Here is a 23,350-nt window from a genome sequence, read left to right as displayed (position 1 = left end):
CCCCCCCCCCCCCCCCCCCCCCCCCCCCTCCTCGGGAGCACACGTCGTCGAGTGGGAAAGGTGAGACCGTCGAACTCGCGATGCTGGTCGCAGTAGAGAGCAGCTTTCGCCCAGCTGCCTACCGGTTCGGCGACGAAGTCGTGACGGCGGATGCGGCCACCGTTGTCGACATAGAAGGTCTGCTGCCGGCAATGGGTATCGATCGCCGGCGCGAACGTTGCTTGTAGTCGTCGCCATTGCTGCCCGGATTCCTGCCAAGGTTCGGCTTCGGTGACAGTGATGTCGTCGCGGGCGAGCAGCAGCGGTGCGTTCAGATAGTTCCAAAAGGCGTAGCCGGCAAAGTAAGCGGTGTCGAGCGCGTCCCAGTGGAGGTTGCGCCGGACTCCACTCAACCCGAAAAACTCTGGACGTGGGTCGGTTCGACTCCCGAGTTCTTCGCCGTCACGAGTTTCGATCCGCACGACGCCCTTGTCGAACACAGCGCACTCGCCGACACGCGGAAAGTCTTGGAGGACAGTGCGTTGCTCGGCGACTTCAACCTCGACCGTGAACTTCGCCAGCTTGTTGCCGGGGAAGCGCTGAGGCAGCAGACCGCCCAAACGTCCCCGTGCCGTGATCGCTGAAACAGACTGCCAACGTTCGACTCCGCCATGTGCGGTGAGGACTTCATCGAGTAGTTCGGTCATATGTCGACGCTCTCCGTCCCCTGACGGAACTGTGGAAATCAGCGATCAGACGGACGCGTAGTTGTAGTTGCGTTCCTCCCGCGGTACCACTGCCACCCCGCGGTGATGATGACAGCGCCGGCAAGGGACCCGAGGATGCCGCTCGGGCGCAATGATAATCCGTCGCCTGCAATCAAACTCACGAGCAATCCGCCGACCAGCGAACCACCGATTCCCGCGATGAACGCGAAGGTCCAGTCCACTCGTGCGGTCGTTTTCCCCAGAATCAGCTGGGCTCCCGCTCCGATGACGATCCCGAACAGGATTATTCCGATGATGAGCATGAGCTGAGACCCTTTCGTGGAGTGACGACGCAAGGCGCGAACGACTTACTCTGCGCCATCTTTCCGGTATGTCTCTTATGTCGTGGTGAAATCCGTGTGAAAGGTTGTCGCCACCCACTCCACACTGCTAGGACGACGCCAGTGTCGTCGCCCAGCGGTAGTCCGCCTTACCGGCCGGGGTCCTCTTGACTTCATCGACCAGCACGATCGTGCGCGGCACCTTGTAACCGGCCAACGTCTTACGGCAATGTTCCTGAACCGCTTCGAGAGTCAACTCGTCGGATCCGGGGTAGGTCGCGATCACCGCGGCAACCTGCTGCCCCATGCGCGCGTCGGGTGCGGGGACAACGAGTGCGTCCGATATTGCCGGATGCGCGTGAAGGGCAGCCTCGACCTCTTCGGCGAAAACCTTCTCGCCACCGGTGTTAATGCACTGCGAGCCACGACCCAGGAAGACAATCGTGCCGTCCGCTTCAACCTTGCCCATGTCGCCGAGCACCGAAAGACGGGTGCCGTCAGCGCGGGTCGGGAACGTGCGGGCGGTCTTCTCTTCGTCCTTGTAGTACCCGAGCGGGACGTTTCCGATACGCGCGATGTAGCCCACGTCGTCGGAGCCGGCGGGGATCTCTTCGAGCCGCTCGTCGACCAGGATCATGTTCGGCGAGGGCGGCATTCGCAGATTCCCCGCCTCGTCGATGGAGAAGGCGCCGTCATTACCGGACTCCGAGGCTCCGAAGTTGTCCCGCAACAGCAGGTCCGGCTTCACCGCCAGCATGCGGTCTCGAACGCTGGTGGACCAGATCGCACCACCTGACGTGATCGAGAAGAGACTGCTGAAATCGACCTCGTCTTTGCGTCGTTCCATCTCGTCGACCAACGGCAGTCCCATGCCGTCACCGACGATCAGGATCACCTGTACCGAATCCTTCTCGATCGCTTCGACGACCTTCTCCGCAACGAATTCTCGTCGTAGAACCACGCGCGCGCCGAGGGTGAGGAACGTGAACAGCGAATACAACGCTGCGCCGTGCATGAGGGGGGCGGCAATGAGGAACGAGAGTTCCGGAAATTCCTTTGCAGCGCTGGCTATCTCGGCGAGGTCCTGTCGAGCTTCCTCGCCGTACGGATTTCCGCCGGAGAGCGGCTTACGAAAGAAGTCGTCGTGACGCCACATGACGCCCTTCGGGTATCCGGTGGTCCCGCCGGTGTAGAGCAGGTACACGTCGTCGCCCGAACGAGAATCGAACTCCCCTACCGGTGACATCTCGCGAGCGTCGTCGAAGGAAACCACGGAAACTTCATGCGCTTTCGCTGCGGCGACCAGGTCGGCCTCGACCTCGCCGATCACGATCACCGTCTTCACCTTCGGGCATGCACCGAAAAGGGAAGCAAGGACACGCTGATGCTCGGGGAGTTCCACGACCACTGCGACCGAGTCGGAGTTGGTGAAGATGTACTCGAGCTCGGCGGGTGTGTACCGGTAGTTCACGTTGATCGGGACCGCACGGATCTTGATCAACCCGAGGATCGACGTGACATGTTCGACGCTGTTCTTCAGGAACAGGGCTACATGATCGCCGCGCGAGATGCCGGCTTGCGCGAGCAGGTTGGCCGTTCGGTTGGCTTCCGCGTCCAGCTCAGCGTAGGAGAAGTTCTCTCCCTCGTAAGTCAAGGCGACGCGATCAGGCACCGAGCTGGCGACGGTTTCGAATACATCAGCGAGGTTGAACTGCATCGTCTTCCCTTTCAGAGTCTGCGCCGCGATACCGAGGCATACAACCCTGAATCTAGAACACGTTCCATGTCACCCGAGGCAAAACGGAGCGATTAGCTGACCATTACCTGGACCTGACCTTGATCGGCGCAGCGACGGCCGAGCCCGCACCGCCCGACACCCATTCGGCGAGCAAGGTCTGCCACGACCCGCAATGGCAGCGCAGGTAGGTGACCGTCCCCTCGCTGGTCCGATGCCGAGATTCGATCTCCCAGCGGTGGATGCAACTTATCGGCGCGAAATCTGTTTTCTTCATACGACGAGCATGATGTAATGGCATTGTGCATCTCAACCCTTACGGCGAATATGCGGTGACGCTGGCCGCCGACCTGGCCAATCGAAATCCCGAGACCTTGGCCGAACTCGTCGAACGCTGCGTCGATGCAGGCATCATTCTCGATTTCCCCATCGCCGAGAAGGACCTCGACGAGACCCTCGACCTTCTGATCGAGTGGTCGAAAATCGTCGACGTCACGGAGGAGGCAGCCCGCGCCGAGTTGGTGAACGTCATGCTCGAGCAAGCGTCGGCGTATCCGCGCATGACCAACCATGCAAACGACGGGTGGCATCTGCACTACCGCGATCCGCAACAGTCGCTCGCCGAGGTCCTCAAGGCCCTCTTCTCGGTAGGCACGGCGCTGCACCTCGTCGGCCGCGGAATGCACAGATTAGGTCGGTGCACCCTGGACGAGTGCACCAACATCTATGCGGACACCTCACGCAACGGCAATCAGCGGTACTGCTCCCCCACGTGTGCGAATCGCGACGCGGTGCGACGCCACCGCGCGCGCAAGTGAGCCGGACCGACTACGACGTGGGACCCACTACCTCGAAATCCGAGCCACCTTGGTAGTCGAACTGGAAGCTGCCGCCGCTGCTTCCCGAGCTGATTCGATTCCACGCGTCGATCAAGTCCTGGACCGTGTTGTATCCCAGGTCCTCCAAAGAACCTGAGAGACTTCCGGTTCCGGCGCCCTCGAACCAGCCGCCGACCACAACGGCCTGCGGAATCGCGATAGTGGGGTTGGTCGGATCGAGCAGTCGAACGCACGCTCCCGCAACGGCGTACACCCCGGCCGGCAGATTGCCGACGGTCCGCGTGATCGTCTGCCCAGGCGAAACAGCAAACAGATCGAGGATGTTGCTGACGGTCGGATACACCAACACGCCGGGCTGGAGCAGCTTTGCCGGATCACGAATCACGTCGGGGACATCTCTGGCGTTGAGGATCGCCACTGTGCAGTTGATGAAGCTGAACCGCGGGTTCGGGTTGGTGATGGTGAAGGTGATCGCATTGTCCGCTGCGCTCACCGACATCGGAGGCGGGAGAATCGCCGGTGCTGCCGACGCCGTCGCCGGAGTCATGACAACAAGTCCCACGACGGCGGCCGACGCCGCGGCAATGCTTCCGAGAACGCGTTTGAATCCACGACTTCGCATTTCCGAACCTCCAGGCAAGTCGGTCAGATCACCAGATGCCTGAAGAATAGACCGCTCAGTCGGAAAATTGGGGAGACAGACGGTGAGCTACCCGAAAAGTCCTTCGAGGCTGCCGCTGCCGAACAGGTCGCTCAGGCTTCCGGTATTGATGCCGCTGAACGGTCCACCGATGACAACGAGGCTCGGCACGCCAGGAACAGGCTTACCCAACGTCTCCAGATCGAGAAGATCGGAGCACGCACCGAGCACGGCGTAGGTTCCGTCCGGAACATCGGTCACGGTGTTGGTGACCGTCTGCCCCTTACCGACGGCGAACAGTGAGGACGGGTCGGTGATCTTGGGGTACACCACAAGGTTCGGATCGAGCAGCTTGAGCGGATCATCAAGCACGGCAGCAGAATCCGCGGCGTTGACGACAAACGCCTGGCACAACGGGGCAATGCCCGTGTTGTTGTTCGTGATCGTCAGTGCCAGATCGTTTCCGGTCACCTTGTACGAGACGACCGGCGGGACCACCTCGGCCGACGCAGTTGCAGGATTGACCATCGCGACGCCTGCCGCGGTTGCAGCGGCGACTGCCACGGTTCCCACGACGCGACGTACTCCACTCGTGCCCAGCTTCATCGAGGATCCTTTCGTACTGCGCCTTGAGTTCGGCAACAGTGCGCAGCCTAGAACGGATCTACTGACCGAATTGCGTGAATAGTCCCGGAGGGAGGCCGTGCCCGAAAGATCGGGACAAACGTCCCCTTCTCGAAGAGCTTGCTTTTCGACTCAGTTCCCACTGGAGACGAAGGGCGTCCGCACCGGTCCGCCGACCGAACCGTGCGGTGCTACCAATCCACGCTTTTCGAGGATCGGACGCACACCCTCACCGAACTGATACGCCTCTTCGAGATGGGGATAGCCCGACAATACAAAGTGATCCAGGCCGATCGCCGCGTACTCGGCAATCCGATCAGCCACTTCTTGGTGCGAACCTACCAATGCGGTGCCTGCACCCCCTCGCACCAATCCGACGCCGGTCCACAGGTTCGGCGCAATCTCCAGCGACCTCGCTCCGACGCCCTCCTTGTAAGCCGAACCGCCGCCGTGCAATTCGAGCATTCGACGCTGACCTTCGGAGCCGGATCGCGCAAGACTCGCCTGAGCCTGCTCGACGGTCGCCGGATCGAGCGCACTGAGCAGCCGATCCGCTTCTGCCCATGCCTGTTCCGAGGTGTCCCGGCTGATGACATGCAGACGGATTCCGTAGTCGAGGTGACGACCTTGGACTTCCGCGAGGTCGCGGATCCAGGCGATCTTGGCGGCAACAGCGGACGGCGTCTCACCCCAGGTGAGATACGTATCCGCGTAACGCGATGCGACGGTTCCGGCCGCCGGCGACGATCCGCCGAAGAAGATGGGCGGTACCGGATCCGGAATACGCTGCAGCGTAGCCTTTTCCACGTTGACGTACTCGCCGGAGAAATCAACCGGACCGTTACCGGACCACAACTGGCGGATCACGTCGAGGAACTCGCCGCATCGTGCGTACCGTTGGTTCTTGTCGAGGAAGTCACCGAACGTGCGCTGCTCGTGGTCCTCCCCGCCGGTCACGACGTTGAGCAGCAGACGACCGCCCGACTGCCATTGGAAGGTTGCGGCCATCTGGGCGGCCAGCGTCGGGCTGAGCAATCCCGGTCGCAGAGCAACCAGAAACTTGAGCGTCTCGGTGGTCTCGAGCATCATCGCTGTCGTCAGCCATGCGTCTTCGCACCACGCGCCGGTCGGCGTGAGGACGGCCTCGAAGCCGTTCGTCTCGGCGGCCGCGCCGATCTGATTGAGGTATTTCAGCGTCGCCGGACGATCACCGGACATCGAGCTGCCGTGCCCACCCGCCATCAGATTCCGGGAATCACCGTAAGTAGGCAAGAACCAGTGGAAGCGCAGTGACACGGTGATTCCTTTCGTCGACGAACAGGCAGAACTCTTCTGTCATTACAACCACAGTCCACCTCGAAGAACAGGGTTGAAATCACCCTGATCGCTACGGGTGCCCACTTTCGGCTCCGGCGATACCTTCGTGAATTTGCACCGCGACCCGGGGGCTCCGATGACCACGTTTGCCGAAGTCGAGCACAATTCACCGTTCTCGAACGAGACCGACGACGAGCGGCGATCCAGACTGAGAACCGTCGTCGCCGCGAGCCTGCTCGGCACGACGGTCGAGTGGTACGACTTCTTCCTCTATGCGACGGCCGCGAGCCTCGTCTTCAATCAACTGTTCTTCCCCAACCAGAGTTCCTTTGTCGGGACCATGCTTTCTTTTGCGACCTTCGCGGTCGGCTTTCTCGTTCGCCCCATCGGCGGAGTGGTGTTCGGTCACATCGGCGATCGCATCGGGCGCAAGAAAACGCTTGCCCTCACGATGTTCATCATGGGTATCGCGACGGCGCTCATGGGTGTCCTTCCGACCGCAGCTCAAATCGGGGTCGTTGCACCGATTCTGCTTCTGCTGCTTCGTATCCTGCAGGGATTTGCTCTCGGTGGTGAGTGGGCCGGAGCCGTTCTTCTGGCGGTCGAACACAGTCCGGAGAAGAAGCGCGGGCTGTTCGGCAGCATCCCGCAGATCGGACTGGCTCTCGGCTTGGCTTTGGGCACAGGAATGTTCGCACTACTTCAAACGGTCTTCGACGACGAACAGTTTCTCCGTTTCGGCTGGCGCATAGCCTTTGTTCTGAGCTTGGTACTCGTGATCGTGGGGTTGGTGGTCCGTTTGAAGGTCGACGAGACGCCGGCATTTCAGGCCGTTCGCGACCTCGAACAGCGCTCATCCGCCCCGCTCAGGGAAGTCTTTCAAGGAAGAGTCGCGCGAAACACCGTACTGGGCATGCTGTCTCGCTGGGGCGAGGGCGCCGCGTTCAACACCTGGGGCGTCTTTGCAATCACGTATGCAACCAAGACTCTGCATTTCGAAAAGGTTCCGGTACTTCTTGTGGTCACCGTGGCCGCAGTAGTGATGGCGATCTTGCTGCCGTTTTCCGGTTCACTCGCTGATCGGTTCGGCCCGCAACGGGTCTACATCGTGGGCATCGCCGCGTACGGCCTCGCGATCTTCCCCGCCTTCGCACTGTTCGGTACCGAGAATCTCCTGCTCTTCGGAGTCGCGATGGTCGTGGTCTTCGGAGTGATTCATGCCTTGTTCTACGGCGCCCAGGGAACGCTGTATGCGAGCCTCTACCCCACAGAAATCCGGTACACCGGGTTGTCGGTCGTCTATCAGTTCTCTGGTATCTACGCCTCCGGCGTCACACCTCTGATCCTTACTGCACTGATCGGCGCCACCGGCGGTTCACCGTGGCTGGCCTGTGGATATCTGGTGGCCACCTCGGCGATCAGCGTCGTCGCCACTGCGGCGATCAGGAAGCGTGATCTGCATCTGTAGCGATCACATCTGAATATTCACCTCTCTTGCACATTTACTAGATATGTATAGAAATACCTGCGAAGAAGAACAGATCGAGATACGCCTGCGCATCGGATACATCGGTGTATCGTTTGGGGTCCCACCCTGACGGAGGCGCCGATGACGACTGGAACGGACAACTCGCCGGCCAAGCGTGTCACCAAACGCCGTGGTCAGACCCGGCAGCGTCTGCTCGACGCGGCTGCAGATGTCTTCTCCGAATCCGGGTTCGGGCACGCCACGGTCGAGCAGATCTGCGAACGCGCCGGATACTCCCGAGGCGCGTTCTACTCCAACTTCGATTCACTCGACGAATTGTTCTTCGCGATGTGGGAGCAGCGATCTGCATCAATGCTCGCCGATCTACGGCTGGCGACGGAGTCGATCACCGCCGGTAACATCGTCGACATCCATGCCGCTGTCGCCCGGATCGTGGCGGTGGTTCCGGTCGACCCGCAGTGGTACCGGATCAACGCGGAATTCACAGCCCACGCGCTCCGTAACCCGGCACTTCGCAAAGCCCTTGCCGACCGTGAAGACGCGATCCTTCGCACCCTGTTGCCCATCGTGGAGTCCGCACTCAGCGATGTCGGGCGAACAATCGTCGGCGACCCGACGGCGTTGGGACGGGCATTGGTTGCAGTGCACGACGGCACCAGCGTGCAGTGCCTCGTCGATACCGACACCAACGCCGCCTTTGCACTGCGCCGCGATATCTTCACTCGAATTCTGCTGTCCTACAGCGAAATAATCCAGAACAACCAATCGGAAGAGGAGTTGTCGTGAGCGAACAAGCTGACGTCATCGTTGTCGGGGCAGGGCTGGCGGGACTGGTCGCCACCTACGAACTGACGCGCGCGGGCCGCAAAGTCCTTGTCGTGGAACAGGAGAACGCTGCCAACCTCGGCGCGCAGGCATTTTGGTCTCTCGGCGGACTCTTCCTCGTGAACAGCCCCGAACAACGCCGACTCGGCATCAAGGACTCCCTCGAGTTGGCGATGCAGGACTGGATGGGCACAGCGGGATTCGACCGCGACCGCGAAGATCACTGGCCGCGTCAGTGGGCCAAGGCGTACGTCGAGTTCGCGGCCGGCGACAAGCGTCAGTACCTGCACGATCTGGGGCTTCGCCTGATGCCGAATGTCGGCTGGGCCGAACGTGGCCGCGGAATGGCTCTTGGACACGGCAATTCGGTACCGCGCTTCCACCTCACCTGGGGCACCGGACCTGGCGTCGTCGATGTCTTTCTGACCAAAGTGATCGCCGCTCAGAAGCGTGGACTGGTCACGTTCAAGCACCGCCACCAAGTCGATCAACTCGTCGTCACCGATGGTGCGGTCACTGGTGTACGCGGAACCGTCCTCGAACCTTCCAGTGATCTGCGCGGCGTGAAGAGCTCGCGCACCTCCATCGGCGAATTCGAGTTCGCCGCACAGGCCGTCGTGGTCACCTCCGGTGGAATCGGCGGCAACTACGAACTGGTGAAGAAGAATTGGCCGGAGCGACTCGGCACGGCTCCGAAGCACATGCTGACGGGAGTACCGGCGCACGTCGACGGGCGCATGCTCGAAATCACCGAATCCGCGGGCGGAAACATCGTCAACCGCGACCGCATGTGGCACTACACCGAAGGCATCCAGAACTGGAATCCCATCTGGCCCAACCACGGAATCCGAATCATCCCCGGACCGTCCTCGATGTGGTTCGACGCCACCGGCAAGCGTCTGCCGGTCCCCAACTTCCCCGGCTTCGACACGATGGGAACTTTCAAGTACATCCTCGACAGCGGCCACGAGTACACGTGGTTCATCCTCGACCAGAAGATCATCGAGAAGGAGTTCGCACTCTCGGGATCGGAACAGAACCCTGACTTCACCAACCGCGACTTCAAGCTCCTCCTCGAACGAATCAAGAAGGGCGCGCCGGGACCGGTCGAGGCGTTCAAGCAGAAGGGCGCGGACTTCGTGGTGCGCAACAACCTTCGTGATCTGGTCGACGGCATGAACGCCCTCACCGACGAACCGCTCCTCGACTACGAGGACATCGAACGCGAGATGATCGCCCGCGACCGCGAAGTCGACAACAAGTACAGCAAGGACTTCCAGGTCACCGCCATCCACGGTGCCCGTAATCTGTTGGCAGACAAGATCGTGCGCGTCGTTGCACCGCACAAGATCCTGGACCCCAAGAACGGCCCACTGATCGCGGTCCGGTTGCACCTGCTCACACGCAAGACTCTCGGCGGCTTGGAAACCAACCTGGATTCGCAGGTCATCAAGGCCGACGGCAGTGTCTTCGACGGCCTGTACGCAGCCGGTGAAGTCGCGGGCTTCGGCGGCGGCGGAGTCCACGGTTACAGCGCACTCGAGGGGACCTTCCTCGGCGGCTGCATCTTCTCGGGCCGCGCAGCCGGACGAGCATTGGCGCGCGACCTGTAGCCCCGAAATCAGGCGAGCGAATGCGTGACCAGAATGTGGTGGGCACGCATTCGCCGCGCCTCGTGCACGGATTGATGGTGGTGATGGTGCGTCGGCCCGCGCGCGTGGCGGACCAGATCGTGAACAGTACGGATGACGGTCGGCATTGCGACCCTCCCTCAGGAGATTGTGACTGCTGCTCTTGCCTGTGGAATCACTGTCTGGACACCGCCACTCGCGCCACCTCCTCCGGATCGATGAGGTGGGTATGGTCGTCGTCACCGACATCGATCTGCACGACGTCGATACGTGCGTTGAATGTGGTTGCGCCACTGTAATCGACACTGACAGGCATGCCGTAGTCATCCCCGATGTCGGTGGTCTCGTCCGCGGAGAAGACCATCGGTTGCGTCTGCTCGACGCGACCTGAGCCCACTTCGCGACCGTCGTGATAGATCGTGACCCCACCGCCTCTGGCGAGACCACCTCCGTCGTAGGTGAACTCAGCTCTGATCTGGTGTGATCCTGCCGGAATGTCAACGTCGGAACCGATGACGAACTCGGTCATGCCCAATAGGTTGTAGACGAATTTGGCGCGGCCTTCCCGCGCGTAAAGTGCCCAGCCACCAAATCTGCCTCCCTGCGCGATCATCACACCGTTGGCAGTAATGCCATCCGCGACGTCGACTGCTGCTGTGACACTGAATGATCGGTTCTTGATACTCAGCACGCTGTGCTCGCTCAGCCGTTTCATTCCGGGAAACAGAACCTGTCGATTCCCGGACACCAACTGCGGACGCCCCGCGATGTGAGGGTTGAACCTCTCGAATCTTCGGTCGTCGATCGGAAGCACGTTGTACTTGACTGCTTCGATCAACCACAAGCGTTGCAGTGCAGCGAGTTTCTCCGGCAACTCGGCCGCCAAATCTTTGGACTGCGTCCAATCCTGAGACCCGTCGTAGAGCTCCCACACGTCGTCGTCGAGAGCGGGGAGTGCCTCCGCGAAAAGCCACGGAGTGCTGTGCCTGGTGACCGCACTCCAACCCTTGTAATAGATTCCACGGTTGCCGGCCATCTCGAAGTACTGCAGATCGTGACGTTCGGCGACTTCGGCGTCGTCGAAGGTGTAGACCATGCTGGTCCCCTCGATGGGTGATTGCTGGACGCCGTTGACAAAGGTCGGTTCCGGTAGTTTCGCGACTTCGAGGATCGTCGGTGCAACGTCGATGACGTGGGTGAACTGCGACCGCGTCTCCCCCTTGGTCCGAATCCCTGCAGGCCAGTGCACGATCGTCCCGTTACGGGTGCCACCCCAGTGTGACGCAACCTGTTTCGTCCACTGATACGGCGTACACATTGCCCACGCCCACCCCACGGAATAGTGGTTGTATGCGTCCTTGGTACCGAATTTGTCTTTCACTTCCGCCATGAACTCGGGCGTCTCGATGGCGGCGAGTCCGTTGAAGTTGGCCATCTCGTTGAAAGCGCCGTTGATCGTCCCCTCTGCGGACGCTCCGTTGTCTCCGATGATGTAGTACACGAGGGTGTTGTCGAGAGCTCCGAGTTCTTCGATCGCATCGACAAGCCGGCCGACATGGAAATCGGTGTGTTCGAGAAATCCTGCATAGACTTCCATTTGGCGTTCGAGGACGGGCTTCATCTCCTCACTCATGTCCTCCCACGCCGGGATGGCCTCGGGACGCGGGGTGAGGACCGCATCCGCGGGAACGACCCCCCGCTGTTTCTGCTGCTCGAGAATTGATTCGCGTTGAGCGTCCCAACCTCCTGCGAACCGGCCCTCGTACTTGTCGGCCCACTCCATCGGAACATGGTGCGGCGCACGGGTAGCGCCGGGTGCAAAGTAGACGAAGAACGGCTTGTCCGGAGCCAATGACTTCTGCATCCGAACCCAGTCGATCGCGTGATCGGCAAGGTCTTCGGTGGGGTGGTAACCCTCCTCCGGTGTCTTGTCCGGCTCGACAGGCGCGACGCCCTCGTACAGCGCCGGGTAATACTGGTTGTTCTCCCCGCCGATGAATCCGTAGAAATGCTCGAATCCGCCTTCTCCCGTCGGCCACGACGTGAACGGTCCCACCGGGGATGTTTGCCACGGCGGAACCTCGTGACACTTGCCGAACTGCGCCGTCGAGTATCCGTTGAGTTTCAACGTCATCGGCAGTGCGGCTTTGGTATTCGGCCGCAGCCCGGAAAGACCAGGAGCCGAGGTAGCGGTTTCGGTGATCGATCCCATGCCGACCGAATGATGGTTGCGCCCGCTCAGAAGAGCGGCGCGGGTCGGAGCACACAGTGCCGTCGTGTGAAACCGCGTGTACGTGAGCCCATTACTTTGCAATCGCTCAGCAGTCGGTGTGTCCGCTGGTCCTCCGAAGGCACTGCTCGCGCCATATCCCACGTCGTCCAACAGGACCACCAGAACATTGGGTGCGCCGGCCGGCGGTAGTAGCGGAGTGATCGGCGGAAACTCGGTGTCCGGATCCTTCGCGTCGTACGTCACCAGACCAAGATGTTGTCGATCCGGAATCGGTAGTACGGCGCGGCTCTGGTCTGTCGGATCCGTCATGACGTCTCGCCTTCTGTCTCTCACATGGCTCTTTCAAGCGTTTCAGGATCACGACGACGTCGACATCATCCGTTTCGGGTGAAGGCGCACCATTGCCGCAGCGTGGAGGCTTGAAGTGTGGATCAGCCCGGACGTTTCGCTCCCACCCCGATCGGGCATGCCTTCCTCGTCCCCCGGCGCCGTGTACGTGCCGGCCTGACCCAGATCCTGTGCGTCGTCGTGGGACTGGCTGCCGGACTGGGGATGCCGTATGTCCGGAGCGGCCCGATGATTCCCGCCCGTCAGGTCAGCGAGATGCTCGTTGCCCTCGGACTGGGGTTATTGGGTGTAGTTGCAGTGATCTTCTCGCTGCTGTTCCTTGTAGTCCAGTGGGCCGCGACCACCTTCACTCCTCGCTTGTTGTTGTTCCGCGACGACCCCATCGTGTGGCGGACGTTTGCCTTCGCGATAGGCCAGTCGGTTTTCGACATCACGGCGGCGCTCGCCATCAGCAACGAAACGGATGTGTCCGTGGTTGTGCCAAGTCTCGCAGTGCTGGCACTCTTGGCCACGCTGACGCTGATCAGACTGCTCCAGCTGCGCGCATTCTCGGCCATCCAGTTGGCTCCTGTACTGACCACGATCTCGAGTCGTGGCCGAGCAGTCTTCGCCGCCGTGTACCCCACCACCGATCTGGAGTTGCCTCCTCTACCAACACTTCCGGTGATCACGACAATCGAGTGGCATCGACCGCCGGCCGTTCTGCAGCAGATCCTCGTCGAAGATCTGCTGCAGAACGCTCGGAACTGCCGATCCATGGTGGTCCTCCGAGTGTCGCCGGGTAGCACGCTGCGAGACGGATTGCCGCTCGCCGACGTCTACGGCGGACCCATGCCCGCCAACACGATCCTTGACGCCTTGGTCAGTGGGAGTGAGCGGACCTTCACCCAGGACCCCCTACTCGCGATTCGGTTGTTGGCTGACATCGCGCTCAGAGCGCTCTCACCCGCTATCAACGATCCTGCGACGGCCGTGCAGGCTCTGGACGAGATCGAGGACCTCCTCTCTCTGGTGGCCTCCGTACGCGCAGATTCGATCCGGGCCGTCGACGAGCGTGGTGATCTGCGTGTGGTGATTCCACTGCCCGACTTCACGAGCTTCGTCAGAACCGGACTGGACGACGTCATAGCCTCGGCATCGAACTCGCCACTCGTTCTGGGCCGACTTCGCGACCTACTTTCGCACGTCGCCGCCCAATCGGAGTCTCGGAACCGCGATATTCTCGCCAAACGCGCTCGCTGGATTGATCAGCTGTCACAAGGCTTCCCGCGACTCGAACCCCCGTTGTGAACCCGTACAGATTTGCGGGCCATCGCGTCAAAGCATCGTCAAGATCAGTCTCAGAGCTACGGGAAATGACGATACTGACTCGGTGAGACATGCAGTGATACTCGGACACCGTGGAGTCATATCGTCGACGACCCGCCCGGCCCGTGGGCCAGAGAATCAGAAGCTCTCCGTCGCAACCGGACTGGCAGGGCTTTCGCTCGACGCGATGGCCTCGGTGTCGTACGGGCCAGAAGCCATCGTGTTGGTGTTGGCCCTCGCCGGCGGCGCAGGGATCGGGTTCACCGTGCCGGTGACAATCGCCATCGCAGTGCTGCTTGTGGTCCTGGTGGCGTCGTATCGCCAAGTGATCGCCGCATTTCCCGAAGGCGGTGGCGCCTACGCCGTCGCAAAGAAGCATCTGAGCCCGCGGGCAAGTTTGACCGCCGCCGCGTCGTTGATCGTCGACTACACCCTCAACGTCGCGGTATCGATCGCAGCCGGTGTCGCGGCTCTGACCTCCGCCTTCCCTGCGCTTCTTCCCTATACGGTCTGGATCGCACTGGCGATACTCGGCGGCATCACTGCACTGAATCTACGGGGCATCGCAGATTCCGCGCGGGTATTCATGTTGCCCACCGTGGTTTTTGTCGTCAGCATCTTCACGGTGATCGGTGCCGGACTGCTTCGGGAAAACCCTGCTGCCGCAACGGCTCCCTTCGTCGTCGACAACGCACACACGATCGGCATTCTCCTTCTGCTCAAGGCATTTTCGAGTGGTTGCGCCGCATTGACCGGTGTCGAAGCCATCGCCAACGCGGTACCCAGTTTCAAGAAGCCTCGCGTGCGTAGCGCTCAGCGTGCCGAAGTAGCTCTGGGAATCCTGTTGGGCACCATGCTGATCGGCCTTGCAGTGTTGATCGAAAAGTTCTCACTGGCCCCAGTCCCCGGAACAACGGTCCTGTCGCAACTCACTTCCGCTGCCCTCGGAAATGGTGTGGGCTACTACGTCGTCCAATTCTCCACCGTGATTCTGTTGGCGTTGGCCGCGAATACCTCGTACGGCGGACTTCCCAACCTGATGCGGATCCTCGCCGACGACAACGTGCTCCCGCACCGCTTCAGCCGGAAGTCGTCGCGTGACGTCTTCACTTACGGCGTCTTGTCGCTCGGTGGCGTCGGTGCTCTCCTGCTCATCGGATCCGGCGGAAACATGAACACCTTGGTGCCGCTGTTCGCCATCGGTGTGTTCATCGGATTCACGCTCGCGCAGTTCGGCATGGTGCGCCACTGGCTCGCCGAACAGACGCCGGGCTGGAAGTGGCGCCTAGCGCTCAACGGTTTCGGGGCTGCGTTGACTTCGATCGCAGCAGTGGTGACAACCGCCATGAAGTTCACCGAGGGCGCCTGGTTGATCGCTCTCGCGCTCCCTGCGCTCGTCCTCGGCATGGAACGCATCCGCGGTGCGTACACACATATCGGTACTCGGTTAACCGTTCAGGGTGAGAACGATTCTCTGTCTATCGGATACAAACCAGCGGTCCTAGTACCCGTGTCCGAAATTACGTCGCTCTCCACCCGCGCGATGGCCGCGGCAACGGCGATGTCGTCACAGCCCATCGCAATTCGAGTCTGCCTGGCCCACGAATCGACGACGGACTTCACACGCCGATGGCAAGCCCGACACCCGAATTCGCGTTTGATCGTCATCGAGGACACCGAGAATTCCGTGGGGAACACCCTCGCCCGATACATCCGCACACACTTGCCCCACCGAGAGACCTTTGTTGTCGTCGCCACCATCGACCCGGCGACCAGATGGCACCGGTTCCTCCCGAGCCAACGGACCGATGAGATCGCTCATGCACTGCGCAAACACACCGAGGCCGTGGTGTGCCAGATTCCGGTTCGGATCGATCCGGCTCACCGCGATCCCGCCCTACGCGCATGAGCCGACGCTCAGAGCGAGGTCCCGAACAACATGCCGAGCAGATACGTCGCGCCGGCAGCGCCGTAGCCGATCGCAAGTTGGCGTAGGGCCCGCTTGAACGGCGGTCCGCCCGACAGCAACCCGACCACAACGCCCGTCGTCAGCAACGCGATCCCCACGCTGCACCCATCCGGTTCCGACCCCTTACTGGTCGTCGACAAACATCCGCGGCTCCTAAGGTGCTGTTCGCGATGGTCGAAACAGCCATCCACAAAATTTGATCCGCAATGCCACGTGGATTTCGCGCATCGGGTAGGCAATACCTTGCGCAGATCAGGCACATTCCAGCACGGCACTAGGACAAATCGCTCTGACTAACGTGTGTTTCTTTGTCCGCCGTTCGGAGGACAGACAGGAAGCATTTAAGTGCATTAATATTCTTAGGATTTCACTGGGTTTGCCCCTATACGACAACCTTGCCGGTAGCGCTTCGCTACTTGAGTTTGTTTGTGAGCGGCCAATTCTTGATAGTCGAAATAGATTATTGAAGACCTACGAGGAGTACAGATGAGCAACGATACGGCCGGAATCCTCTTCGTCGCGGGAATGATCTGGCTAATTTTCGGAATTATTGCCGGAGTGATCGCAGCAAAAAAGAATCGAAGCCAACTCGGGTTTTTCTTGTTGGGATTTTGCTTCGGTCCGTTGGGAATACTTGCAGCAGCCCTAGTGAGCCCCGGCCTCCCGCCTGCTCCACTTGGAACGAATGTCGCGATATGTGTGCAGTGCAATGCGCAACAGAACGTACCGTCCACCGAACTGACGTATCAATGCTGGCAATGCAAGTTAGTAGGTCCAGTTCACGGGCGTTCAGGACAGAACACCACCGAAAAGCAAAACTGGAAGGACTGGTTGAAGGAAGGCCGAACTGAGCACTGATATCGATAAACTTCGAGAGGACCGACCGCGGGATATGACAATTTACTCCGTGACTGTGCTCACGGGAAGGGGATTCCGTCGCGCCCTACGCGCGTAAGCAGACGCTCAGAGCGAAGTCCCGAACAGCATGCCGAGCAGATACGTCGCGCCGGCAGCGCCGTAGCCGATCGCAAGTTGGCGTAGGGCCCGCTTGAACGGCGGCCCGCCCGAGAGCAACCCGACCACAACGCCCGTCGTCAGCAACGCGATCCCCACGAGAACAGATGCGACGATCAGAGCCGTCATGCCTTCCAGGCCGAACAGATACGGCAGCACCGGAATGATTGCGCCCGAGGCGAAGAAGCAGAAACTTGCCGCCGCTGCGCCCAACCCGGTTCCGACAGCTTCATGGTCGTCGACAACGTCGGCGGCGCCGAAGGTGCTGTTCGCGAGGACCTCGGCGGCGCGCTGATCCGCTTCCTCGGCGGACATGCCGCGGGCCCGGTAGACCAGGGCCAATTCGTTCGCGTCGACGTCGAGCAGTCCGACAGCTTCGCTGGCAGCCGGACCAGGATTGGACGCTTCCAACAACTCTCGCTGCGAGCGGACTGAAACGTACTCGCCGGCGCCCATCGACAGGGCGCCGGCCAGAAGCCCGGCCATGCCGGTGATCAGAACGATCTGATTGGAGACGCCGCTACCGCTGATGCCGAGTACAAGAGCGAGATTGCTGACGAGGCCGTCGTTGGCTCCGAAGACGGCGGCACGAAACGTCCCCGAAAGTCTGTTGCGGCCTCGGGTGGCCAAGGCCCGCACCACTTCTTCGTGGATCTTCTCGTCCGCGCCCATCGATGCGGTCGCGTCGGCGTCGTTCGGATAGGGGGATCGCGTCTCCGCGCGCTGGGCAAGAGCGAGCACGAAGACAGAGCCGAAGCGTCTGGCCAGAAAGCCCAGTATCCGAGTGCGGATATCACCGCGAAGTGGTTTGCCGACGTGATCGCCGAGTAGCGCTCGCCAGTGCGCCTCGTGTCGACCCTCCGCATCGGCCAGTGCGAGAAGGATTTCGCGCTCCTCGCCGCTGCGCCTACCCGCGAGGTCGCGGTAGACGGCGGCCTCGGCTTGTTCGTCGGCGAGGTATCGTCTCCAGCGCTTGACATCTCGCGGGTCTGGATCGGGTCGTGCGGCCGGAACTGTGGACATCGTGTTCCCCTTCCGGTGAGGCGGTCACGCTTCGAGTACGCGGTCCATCCACGTCGTCAGATCATTGATGACGTCGTCGCGGTTGGTCTCGTTGAAGATCTCGTGCCTGGCACCCGGATAGGTGTAATAGGTGACGTCTTCGATCCCCGCCGAGTTGTACCGTTCGACTGCGACGTCGGTACGGCTCAGCGCGGCGTTGAGAGGATCCGAGGTGCCGACGAAGACCAGGATCGGAAGGTCTTGTCGCACGCCCTCGACGTCGACGAACCTCGGCCCAGCTGCGATAAGCCCGCCCATGCCGGCGTCGTCCAGGCTGAAACCACACAGTGGATCGTTGATGTACAGATCCACCTGCGCTTCGTCACGGCTGAGCCAGTCGTGCGGAGTACGGGCCGGTTCGAATTCGGCGTTGAACTGGGCGAGGACGTCCGGGCCGTCGTTGACGAGGCTCTCGATGAGTTGATCGACCGCGGTGGTCCCCGACAGTGCGACGGCGTCGATCAGGTGTGAATGGTCGAGGATGTACTGCTGCGAAGCGAACGAACCGAGGCTGTGGCTGAGCAGTACGACGGGCAGGCCGGGGTGTTTGTCGCGGATGATGCCCGTGAGGGTCACCATGTCTGCCACCAAGCGGTTCCAGCCGTCGTCGCCGATGTTGCCTGGGCCGGCGTGCATGCTCTCACCGTGGCCGCGGTGGTCCGCCGCGTAGACGTGGAAACCGCGAGCATTCAGGGCTTCGGCAACGTGTGCGTAGCGTTTTGCGTGCTCACCCATACCGTGCGCGAGTTGAACAACCCCTCGAGGTTCCTGCTCGGTGGGCCATTCGTGGACATGAATGACCACTCCGTCGTCGCTGGTGAAGGTGAACATGCGCTACTCCCGGTGGTCGCGATCCGGACAGGTCATTTCTCATGCTAGATCCGCAACGGCAATCCATCCGGGAAGTAGGTCCTGATCACCGGCGAGCCTGATTCGTTTCTGCACATCCGGCTTCAAACTCGGATATACCGGACACGGATGTTCGGAAACAGTTGTCGACCAGCCTGAGGAGTACAGAGCGATGAATTCGAACCGCATGCGCAACGTCGGCTTGTTGGCGGCTCCACTTGCTGCTCTCGCCCTTCTCAGCGGTTGCGGCTCGGATGAAACGGGAACGGCCGAGAGTTCACCGGCACCCGCCTCAACGACGACCGCCTCTGCGCCGACGACCCAGACCGGCACCGCTTCACCTTCGACGACCCATACCGACCACACCCAAACGACAACCTCGACGGCACCCAATCCCGAAGGCTGCGCGATCGGGGAACTGAACGTCACCCTCGGCGAGTCGAGTGGCGCCGCCGGTTCTGTGGAGCTTCCGGTGGTCTTCACCAACACGGGCGGCCGCACGTGCACGCTCGACGGTTTCCCCGGCGTCTCGTATGTCACGGGAGCGTCCGGAAGCGAAGTGGGTGCTGCAGCCGGCCGCTCCGGATCCGGTTCACTCGTCTCCCTTGCCCCTGGCTCTGCCGCAACGTCTTTGGTGCGAGCTACGAACGTCGAGAACTACCCGGCAGATCAGTGCGGCGTGACCGACGTTGCGGGACTGAGGGTTTACCCACCCAACAGCTACGACTCGGTCTTCCTCGCCTACCCCACCAAGGGTTGCTCGATGACCGGCGCGAACATCAACCAGCTGACGGTCGCGCCGGTCGCCCGCTGAGTCACGGCTTGAGACGTCGTAGACCCCAGAGCGCAGGCAGGAGGAACAGGCCTGAAAGGATCAGGACGAGTGCAGCTTCCGTGAACTGGAAACGCCAGAACCGATCATCCGAGTGGTAGCGAACTTCGTAGTGGTCGACCCCGTGCTGCCGCAAACAGATCTCCATCTCTCTGTTCTGCTGCGCTGAGAGCACATCCATGCGGAGGCTGTACTCGGCGCCGGTCTCCTCCGGGCGCTGGTCGTACGGGTCCTCATCGCCTGATCCACCCCACATGCACTCGTCGTATCCGATGTCGACCCAGTTACCTCGGAGGTCGACATATCCCTGCGCGAGTTCCCAATTGACCGCGGGGATACTGGTATCGCTCGAATAGTAGGAACTGAATCCGGCGACGGGTGATGTTCGGACACTCGGCTCGGCGTAATCGGGTCGTGCAACCAACTGAAATCCTGCCAGGATCGCAACAACACCGACCATCGTGATCGCCATTGCGCCGATCGAACTGCGCACCAGCAAAGCCAGTGCTGCTCCGAGCAAGAGTGACATGGATGTGTACGCACCCAAGACCAGTCCGCTGGATTGAAAGAGTGGATACGACAGGTTCGATATCTCGACGAAAGTCGAACGCCCGGCAACAAATCCATACCGGGAGTTATCCGGGAGGGATCGAGCCCATTGCAATGCAAATCCGAGCAATGCGGAAGCCACAGAAATCGGCAGGAAGACGATCAACACACGGGTCCAGAACCACCGAGTCCGACTGACCGATTGAGTAAGCCCCAGTACGTGTGTTCCTTGTTCGACATCCCGCGAAAACACGGTTACCCCGATCAACACGCCGAGGAACACCGGCAGAGCAGTAGCAACCACTGTCGTCAGGGTGAGAGCCGTCTCTGCCGTGCAGATCGCGGTGATGTCGTCGAAGCAACTGAGTGGCGATCCGAAGCGTTGGGTTTGTCCGCTGCTCTTGATGATCGCACCACTCGACAAGACAATGACTGCTAGTGCCGCGATGAATCCCAATGACACAACGAGCGATGTCCGGTGGTGCCGCCACGTAACCCAGATCATGCCGCCACCATCGTTTCTGCGCTCAGGTGCCCGAGCACCACGTCGTCGAGAGTTGCGTCGTCGATCACCCAGCCGGCCCGAGGGCTCGGACGGATTCCCTCCACCACGTGAGAATTCGACCGCATCCCCTTGTCGGTATGAATGACCGCACCGGCACCGACCACGTCCGAAGGATCGCCGTCCCCGATCAATACGTAATGAGCAGCGATCAATTCATCCAACGGACCGGACAATCTCGCGTTTCCGCCGCCCAGCAGAAGAAGTCGATCCGAGACGTCTGCCAATTCCGAGACGATGTGTGACGACAACAGAACCGTGGTGCCGTACTCGGCAACGTCTTCGAGCAGAGTGGTCGCGACGGACCGCCGTGCCACCGGATCGAGATCCGCCAAGGGCTCGTCGAGTAGAAGCAACTGCGGTCTGCGTCCGAGCGCCAAAGCCAGTGCAACCCTGGTTCGTTGACCTGGTGACAGAGTCTTCGCCTTTGCATCGAGAGCAATCCCAGCGCGCTCCACCAGATCCAGAGCGTACTTCGCATCCCACTCGTCGTTGGTATATGCGCCGAATCGAAGAAGTTCTGCAACAGTGAATTTGGGATACAGAGGCTTGTGCTGAGCGAGGTACGACAGGCCTGGGCAGATGCCGTCCTGATCCGGCGTGCTGCCCAGGACGGAGATCGAACCGTGGTCAGGCATCGTCAACCCGACCGCCAAGGACATCAGTGTGGACTTGCCCGCTCCGTTCACCCCGACCAGGGCAGTGATGCTTCCCGTTGCGACCTCGAAAGTGCAGGCGTCGAGCACCTTCTTCTTGCCGAAGCGCTTGTCCACGTCCTGCATCGTGAGCGCAGATTCTTGCTCAGTCATGATGTCTCCCCCTGCTTTCCGGACGGATCCGATTCGATGAACGTCTTCTCGAGCTCCAAACTCACCAATGCTTCGATGTCCGTGCGCTCGAGTCCGGCGGCCACGGCATCTGCCACCCAACGCGCCAACTCGCGCCGTAGCGCAGAGCTTTCCGCCATACCGGGCTTGGCCAGGGACTTGACGACGAACGTGCCCAATCCGGGCCGCGGAGCAACAAGTCCGTCGCGCTCGAGTTCCTTGTAGGCCTTCAGGACTGTGTTCGGGTTGATCGCGAGCGCTCCCACGACGTCCTTGGCTGTGGGCAGCCGATCCCCGACTTGGAGATCACCGAGCCTGAGCGCCTGCTTCACCTGAAGGACCAATTGCACGTAAGTGGGAATGCCGGATCGGCGGTCGATACGGAAGTCGATCATCCGAACCCTTTCACTAGTTCATTAGTGGAATAGATATTTACCCTGCCTTGACCTCCCGGGTCAAGCCAGACGACCCCTGTAAAGTGCAGATGCCCCGGTTCACCGGGGTGCCACGCTGCTCGTGTGAAGTTCGGTGAAACCCCGGCACTGTCGACGCAACTGTGAATTCGCCCGTCACTACTCGAGGCGAACGAGTCAGGTCACCGGCCTCGTGGCGACACGATGGTTCTCGGACGAAGGACCGCTCGTGGCGCTTCGCCTCGCGGCCGCGCTGCTCGCGACCCTTCACCACTAGCGGAGGGGTGGCTGTGAGTACTCGGCCGACACGTAAATTCAGATCTGTACTTGCAGCACTGACGATGAGCGCCGCACTGCTTGCCGGTGCGTGCAGTAGCTCGACGTCCGATGCACCCGCAACCACAGCCGCCTCGGACGGCTCGTTCCCGGTGACTGTTGTTTCCGGTCCCATGGATTCCGGCACGGACATCAGCATCGAGTCACGCCCTCAGTCGATCGTGTCACTCAGTCCCAGCGCCACCGAGACCCTGTGGGCAGTCGACGCGGGCGATCAGGTGAAGGCCGTCGACAATCAGTCCGACTACCCGGCCGGTATCCCGGTCACCGATCTCTCGGGCTTTCAACCGAACGTCGAAGCCATCCTCGGCTACGCACCGGATCTGGTGATCGCATCGGATGACATGAACGATCTTGTCTCCGGACTGCAAAAGGCGAAGGTGCCGACACTCCTGCTACCGGCAGCGACGAGCATCGACGACGTCTACGCCCAGATCGAGCGCGTCGCGAAGGCCACCGGCCACGAAGACAAGGGCACCGAAGTTGTCGACACCATGCGCTCGGACATCGACGCCGCTGTCGCCAGTGTTCCTGCGCGCCAACAGCCGCTGACGTACTTCCACGAACTCGACTCCTCGCTCTACACCGTCACGAGTTCGAGCTTCGTCGGGCAGATCTACTCGCTGTTCGGAATGAAGAGCATCGCCGACGCCGCGGGGCAGGGTGACTATCCGCAGTTGTCCGCCGAATTCGTGGTACAGGCCAATCCCGATCTCATCTTTCTCGCAGACTCCCAATGCTGCGGAGTGACAGCAGAATCCGTCGCCGCTCGACCCGGGTGGAGCGGCATGAAAGCGGTTACCGGCAACCAGATCCATGTGCTCGACGAAGACCTCTCCAGCCGCTGGGGACCTCGTGTCGCCGATCAGGTGAAGGCCGTCGCGGCCATCGTTGCCCAAGTTCCCGCGGCCTGAGCACTCG

The 23,350-nt window shown here is 61.1% G+C and carries 24 protein-coding genes; 9 read left to right on the top strand and 15 right to left on the bottom strand.

Annotation, left to right across the window (positions count from 1 at the left end):
* From V3587_RS00595 to V3587_RS00580, 4 genes are all read right to left on the bottom strand, one after another.
* The coding region (locus tag V3587_RS00595; RefSeq protein ID WP_331698796.1) for a hypothetical protein at positions 1–686 on the bottom strand (686 nt) is incomplete at its 3' end.
* 38 nt (positions 687–724) lie between these two features.
* Positions 725–1,009, bottom strand: coding sequence for a hypothetical protein (locus V3587_RS00590; RefSeq protein WP_165638976.1), 285 nt, complete (start codon positions 1,007–1,009; stop codon positions 725–727).
* 127 nt (positions 1,010–1,136) lie between these two features.
* Entirely contained in the window at positions 1,137–2,744 is a 1,608-nt protein-coding gene (locus V3587_RS00585; RefSeq protein WP_283375999.1) for an AMP-binding protein, read from the bottom strand.
* Positions 2,745–2,847: 103 nt separating this feature from the next.
* Positions 2,848–3,039 (bottom strand): hypothetical protein, encoded by a 192-nt coding sequence (locus tag V3587_RS00580; protein ID WP_039973125.1) that lies wholly within the window; start codon positions 3,037–3,039, stop codon positions 2,848–2,850.
* A 25-nt stretch (positions 3,040–3,064) separates the two neighbouring features.
* On the opposite strand from V3587_RS00580, the gene V3587_RS00575 reads away from it, so the two are divergent.
* Complete coding sequence (locus V3587_RS00575; protein WP_003940315.1) at positions 3,065–3,580, top strand: CGNR zinc finger domain-containing protein; 516 nt, start codon at positions 3,065–3,067, stop codon at positions 3,578–3,580.
* 10 nt (positions 3,581–3,590) lie between these two features.
* On the opposite strand, the gene V3587_RS00570 is transcribed toward V3587_RS00575, so the two are convergent.
* The 3 genes from V3587_RS00570 to V3587_RS00560 form a co-directional block, all read right to left on the bottom strand.
* Positions 3,591–4,223: a hypothetical protein gene (locus V3587_RS00570; protein ID WP_283375998.1), complete on the bottom strand. Its 633-nt coding sequence runs from the start codon at positions 4,221–4,223 to the stop codon at positions 3,591–3,593.
* Positions 4,224–4,310: 87 nt separating this feature from the next.
* On the bottom strand, positions 4,311–4,847 hold the full coding sequence (locus V3587_RS00565) for a hypothetical protein (protein WP_007729952.1): 537 nt from the start codon (positions 4,845–4,847) through the stop codon (positions 4,311–4,313).
* Between the two features lie 150 nt (positions 4,848–4,997).
* Positions 4,998–6,161, bottom strand: coding sequence for an LLM class flavin-dependent oxidoreductase (locus V3587_RS00560; protein ID WP_003940457.1), 1,164 nt, complete (start codon positions 6,159–6,161; stop codon positions 4,998–5,000).
* Positions 6,162–6,318: 157 nt separating this feature from the next.
* On the opposite strand from V3587_RS00560, the gene V3587_RS00555 reads away from it, so the two are divergent.
* The 3 genes from V3587_RS00555 to V3587_RS00545 all read left to right on the top strand — a co-directional run bounded on the left by V3587_RS00555 (position 6,319) and on the right by V3587_RS00545 (position 10,109).
* On the top strand, positions 6,319–7,650 hold the full coding sequence (locus V3587_RS00555; protein ID WP_064444197.1) for an MFS transporter: 1,332 nt from the start codon (positions 6,319–6,321) through the stop codon (positions 7,648–7,650).
* Between the two features lie 141 nt (positions 7,651–7,791).
* Positions 7,792–8,457 carry a TetR/AcrR family transcriptional regulator gene (locus tag V3587_RS00550; protein WP_042924910.1) on the top strand — a complete coding sequence of 222 codons (666 nt, stop codon included), beginning with the start codon at positions 7,792–7,794 and terminating at the stop codon, positions 8,455–8,457.
* Positions 8,454–10,109, top strand: coding sequence for an FAD-binding dehydrogenase (locus V3587_RS00545; RefSeq protein ID WP_065351479.1), 1,656 nt, complete (start codon positions 8,454–8,456; stop codon positions 10,107–10,109). The genes V3587_RS00550 and V3587_RS00545 overlap by 4 nt, the downstream gene beginning before the upstream one ends.
* Positions 10,110–10,117: 8 nt before the next feature.
* Here the strand turns inward: V3587_RS00545 and V3587_RS00540 are convergent, their stop codons facing one another.
* Positions 10,118–10,255, bottom strand: coding sequence for a hypothetical protein (locus V3587_RS00540; RefSeq protein ID WP_153211511.1), 138 nt, complete (start codon positions 10,253–10,255; stop codon positions 10,118–10,120).
* A 47-nt stretch (positions 10,256–10,302) separates the two neighbouring features.
* Complete coding sequence (locus V3587_RS00535; RefSeq protein WP_283375997.1) at positions 10,303–12,669, bottom strand: arylsulfatase; 2,367 nt, start codon at positions 12,667–12,669, stop codon at positions 10,303–10,305.
* A gap of 117 nt (positions 12,670–12,786) precedes the next feature.
* On the opposite strand from V3587_RS00535, the gene V3587_RS00530 reads away from it, so the two are divergent.
* Both V3587_RS00530 and V3587_RS00525 read left to right on the top strand, forming a co-directional pair.
* Positions 12,787–13,998, top strand: coding sequence for a DUF2254 family protein (locus V3587_RS00530; protein WP_065351480.1), 1,212 nt, complete (start codon positions 12,787–12,789; stop codon positions 13,996–13,998).
* Positions 13,999–14,092: 94 nt separating this feature from the next.
* Entirely contained in the window at positions 14,093–15,925 is a 1,833-nt protein-coding gene (locus tag V3587_RS00525) for an APC family permease (RefSeq protein WP_283376235.1), read from the top strand.
* Positions 15,926–15,933: 8 nt separating this feature from the next.
* Here the strand turns inward: V3587_RS00525 and V3587_RS00520 are convergent, their stop codons facing one another.
* Positions 15,934–16,083, bottom strand: coding sequence for a VIT1/CCC1 transporter family protein (locus V3587_RS00520; RefSeq protein WP_270923125.1), 150 nt, complete (start codon positions 16,081–16,083; stop codon positions 15,934–15,936).
* Positions 16,084–16,471: 388 nt separating this feature from the next.
* Here V3587_RS00520 and V3587_RS00515 point away from each other — a divergent pair, with 388 nt between their 5' ends.
* Entirely contained in the window at positions 16,472–16,843 is a 372-nt protein-coding gene (locus tag V3587_RS00515; RefSeq protein WP_283375996.1) for a hypothetical protein, read from the top strand.
* A gap of 105 nt (positions 16,844–16,948) precedes the next feature.
* Here the strand turns inward: V3587_RS00515 and V3587_RS00510 are convergent, their stop codons facing one another.
* Together V3587_RS00510 and V3587_RS00505 are read right to left on the bottom strand one after the other, a co-directional pair.
* Positions 16,949–18,022: a VIT1/CCC1 transporter family protein gene (locus V3587_RS00510; protein WP_042924901.1), complete on the bottom strand. Its 1,074-nt coding sequence runs from the start codon at positions 18,020–18,022 to the stop codon at positions 16,949–16,951.
* A gap of 24 nt (positions 18,023–18,046) precedes the next feature.
* Positions 18,047–18,892, bottom strand: a complete 846-nt coding sequence (locus V3587_RS00505) for an alpha/beta hydrolase (protein ID WP_003939910.1) — start codon at positions 18,890–18,892, stop codon at positions 18,047–18,049.
* Positions 18,893–19,082: 190 nt separating this feature from the next.
* On the opposite strand from V3587_RS00505, the gene V3587_RS00500 reads away from it, so the two are divergent.
* A complete protein-coding gene (locus tag V3587_RS00500) occupies positions 19,083–19,724 on the top strand; it encodes a DUF4232 domain-containing protein (protein WP_042447085.1) in 642 nt (213 codons plus the stop codon).
* A 1-nt stretch (position 19,725) separates the two neighbouring features.
* On the opposite strand, the gene V3587_RS00495 is transcribed toward V3587_RS00500, so the two are convergent.
* From V3587_RS00495 to V3587_RS00485, 3 genes are read right to left on the bottom strand one after another with little or no spacing between them, the layout of a single operon-like run.
* The gene (locus V3587_RS00495; RefSeq protein WP_232329928.1) at positions 19,726–20,796 is read right to left on the bottom strand and encodes an ABC transporter permease; all 1,071 of its coding nucleotides are present in this window, start codon (positions 20,794–20,796) and stop codon (positions 19,726–19,728) included.
* Positions 20,793–21,662: an ABC transporter ATP-binding protein gene (locus tag V3587_RS00490; protein ID WP_230817556.1), complete on the bottom strand. Its 870-nt coding sequence runs from the start codon at positions 21,660–21,662 to the stop codon at positions 20,793–20,795. The genes V3587_RS00495 and V3587_RS00490 overlap by 4 nt, the downstream gene beginning before the upstream one ends.
* The gene (locus V3587_RS00485) at positions 21,659–22,075 is read right to left on the bottom strand and encodes a GntR family transcriptional regulator (RefSeq protein WP_007729675.1); all 417 of its coding nucleotides are present in this window, start codon (positions 22,073–22,075) and stop codon (positions 21,659–21,661) included. The genes V3587_RS00490 and V3587_RS00485 overlap by 4 nt, the downstream gene beginning before the upstream one ends.
* Positions 22,076–22,434: 359 nt before the next feature.
* Between V3587_RS00485 and V3587_RS00480 the strand changes: the two genes are divergently transcribed.
* The gene (locus tag V3587_RS00480; RefSeq protein WP_283383801.1) at positions 22,435–23,343 is read left to right on the top strand and encodes an ABC transporter substrate-binding protein; all 909 of its coding nucleotides are present in this window, start codon (positions 22,435–22,437) and stop codon (positions 23,341–23,343) included.
* Positions 23,344–23,350: the final 7 nt, after the last annotated feature.

This window comes from Rhodococcus sp. IEGM 1306 (assembly GCF_036541985.1).
Taxonomy (GTDB): Bacteria; Actinomycetota; Actinomycetes; order Mycobacteriales; family Mycobacteriaceae; genus Rhodococcus_F; species Rhodococcus_F qingshengii.
Note: the sequence above shows the minus strand (reverse complement) of the source record. Positions and strands in the feature narration are given on the sequence as shown.

What these genes read in the sequence shown, in the direction of transcription:
- V3587_RS00590 (WP_165638976.1), bottom strand. Translation starts at nt 1,009, where the DNA reads ATGCTCATCATCGGAATAATCCTGTTCGGGATCGTCATCGGAGCGGGA.
- V3587_RS00585 (WP_283375999.1), bottom strand. Translation starts at nt 2,744, where the DNA reads ATGCAGTTCAACCTCGCTGATGTATTCGAAACCGTCGCCAGCTCGGTG.
- V3587_RS00580 (WP_039973125.1), bottom strand. Translation starts at nt 3,039, where the DNA reads ATGAAGAAAACAGATTTCGCGCCGATAAGTTGCATCCACCGCTGGGAG.
- V3587_RS00570 (WP_283375998.1), bottom strand. Translation starts at nt 4,223, where the DNA reads ATGCGAAGTCGTGGATTCAAACGCGTTCTCGGAAGCATTGCCGCGGCG.
- V3587_RS00565 (WP_007729952.1), bottom strand. Translation starts at nt 4,847, where the DNA reads ATGAAGCTGGGCACGAGTGGAGTACGTCGCGTCGTGGGAACCGTGGCA.
- V3587_RS00555 (WP_064444197.1), top strand. Translation starts at nt 6,319, where the DNA reads ATGACCACGTTTGCCGAAGTCGAGCACAATTCACCGTTCTCGAACGAG.
- V3587_RS00550 (WP_042924910.1), top strand. Translation starts at nt 7,792, where the DNA reads ATGACGACTGGAACGGACAACTCGCCGGCCAAGCGTGTCACCAAACGC.
- V3587_RS00540 (WP_153211511.1), bottom strand. Translation starts at nt 10,255, where the DNA reads ATGCCGACCGTCATCCGTACTGTTCACGATCTGGTCCGCCACGCGCGC.
- V3587_RS00535 (WP_283375997.1), bottom strand. Translation starts at nt 12,669, where the DNA reads ATGACGGATCCGACAGACCAGAGCCGCGCCGTACTACCGATTCCGGAT.
- V3587_RS00515 (WP_283375996.1), top strand. Translation starts at nt 16,472, where the DNA reads ATGAGCAACGATACGGCCGGAATCCTCTTCGTCGCGGGAATGATCTGG.
- V3587_RS00510 (WP_042924901.1), bottom strand. Translation starts at nt 18,022, where the DNA reads ATGTCCACAGTTCCGGCCGCACGACCCGATCCAGACCCGCGAGATGTC.
- V3587_RS00505 (WP_003939910.1), bottom strand. Translation starts at nt 18,892, where the DNA reads ATGTTCACCTTCACCAGCGACGACGGAGTGGTCATTCATGTCCACGAA.
- V3587_RS00500 (WP_042447085.1), top strand. Translation starts at nt 19,083, where the DNA reads ATGAATTCGAACCGCATGCGCAACGTCGGCTTGTTGGCGGCTCCACTT.
- V3587_RS00495 (WP_232329928.1), bottom strand. Translation starts at nt 20,796, where the DNA reads ATGATCTGGGTTACGTGGCGGCACCACCGGACATCGCTCGTTGTGTCA.
- V3587_RS00490 (WP_230817556.1), bottom strand. Translation starts at nt 21,662, where the DNA reads ATGACTGAGCAAGAATCTGCGCTCACGATGCAGGACGTGGACAAGCGC.
- V3587_RS00485 (WP_007729675.1), bottom strand. Translation starts at nt 22,075, where the DNA reads ATGATCGACTTCCGTATCGACCGCCGATCCGGCATTCCCACTTACGTG.
- V3587_RS00480 (WP_283383801.1), top strand. Translation starts at nt 22,435, where the DNA reads ATGAGCGCCGCACTGCTTGCCGGTGCGTGCAGTAGCTCGACGTCCGAT.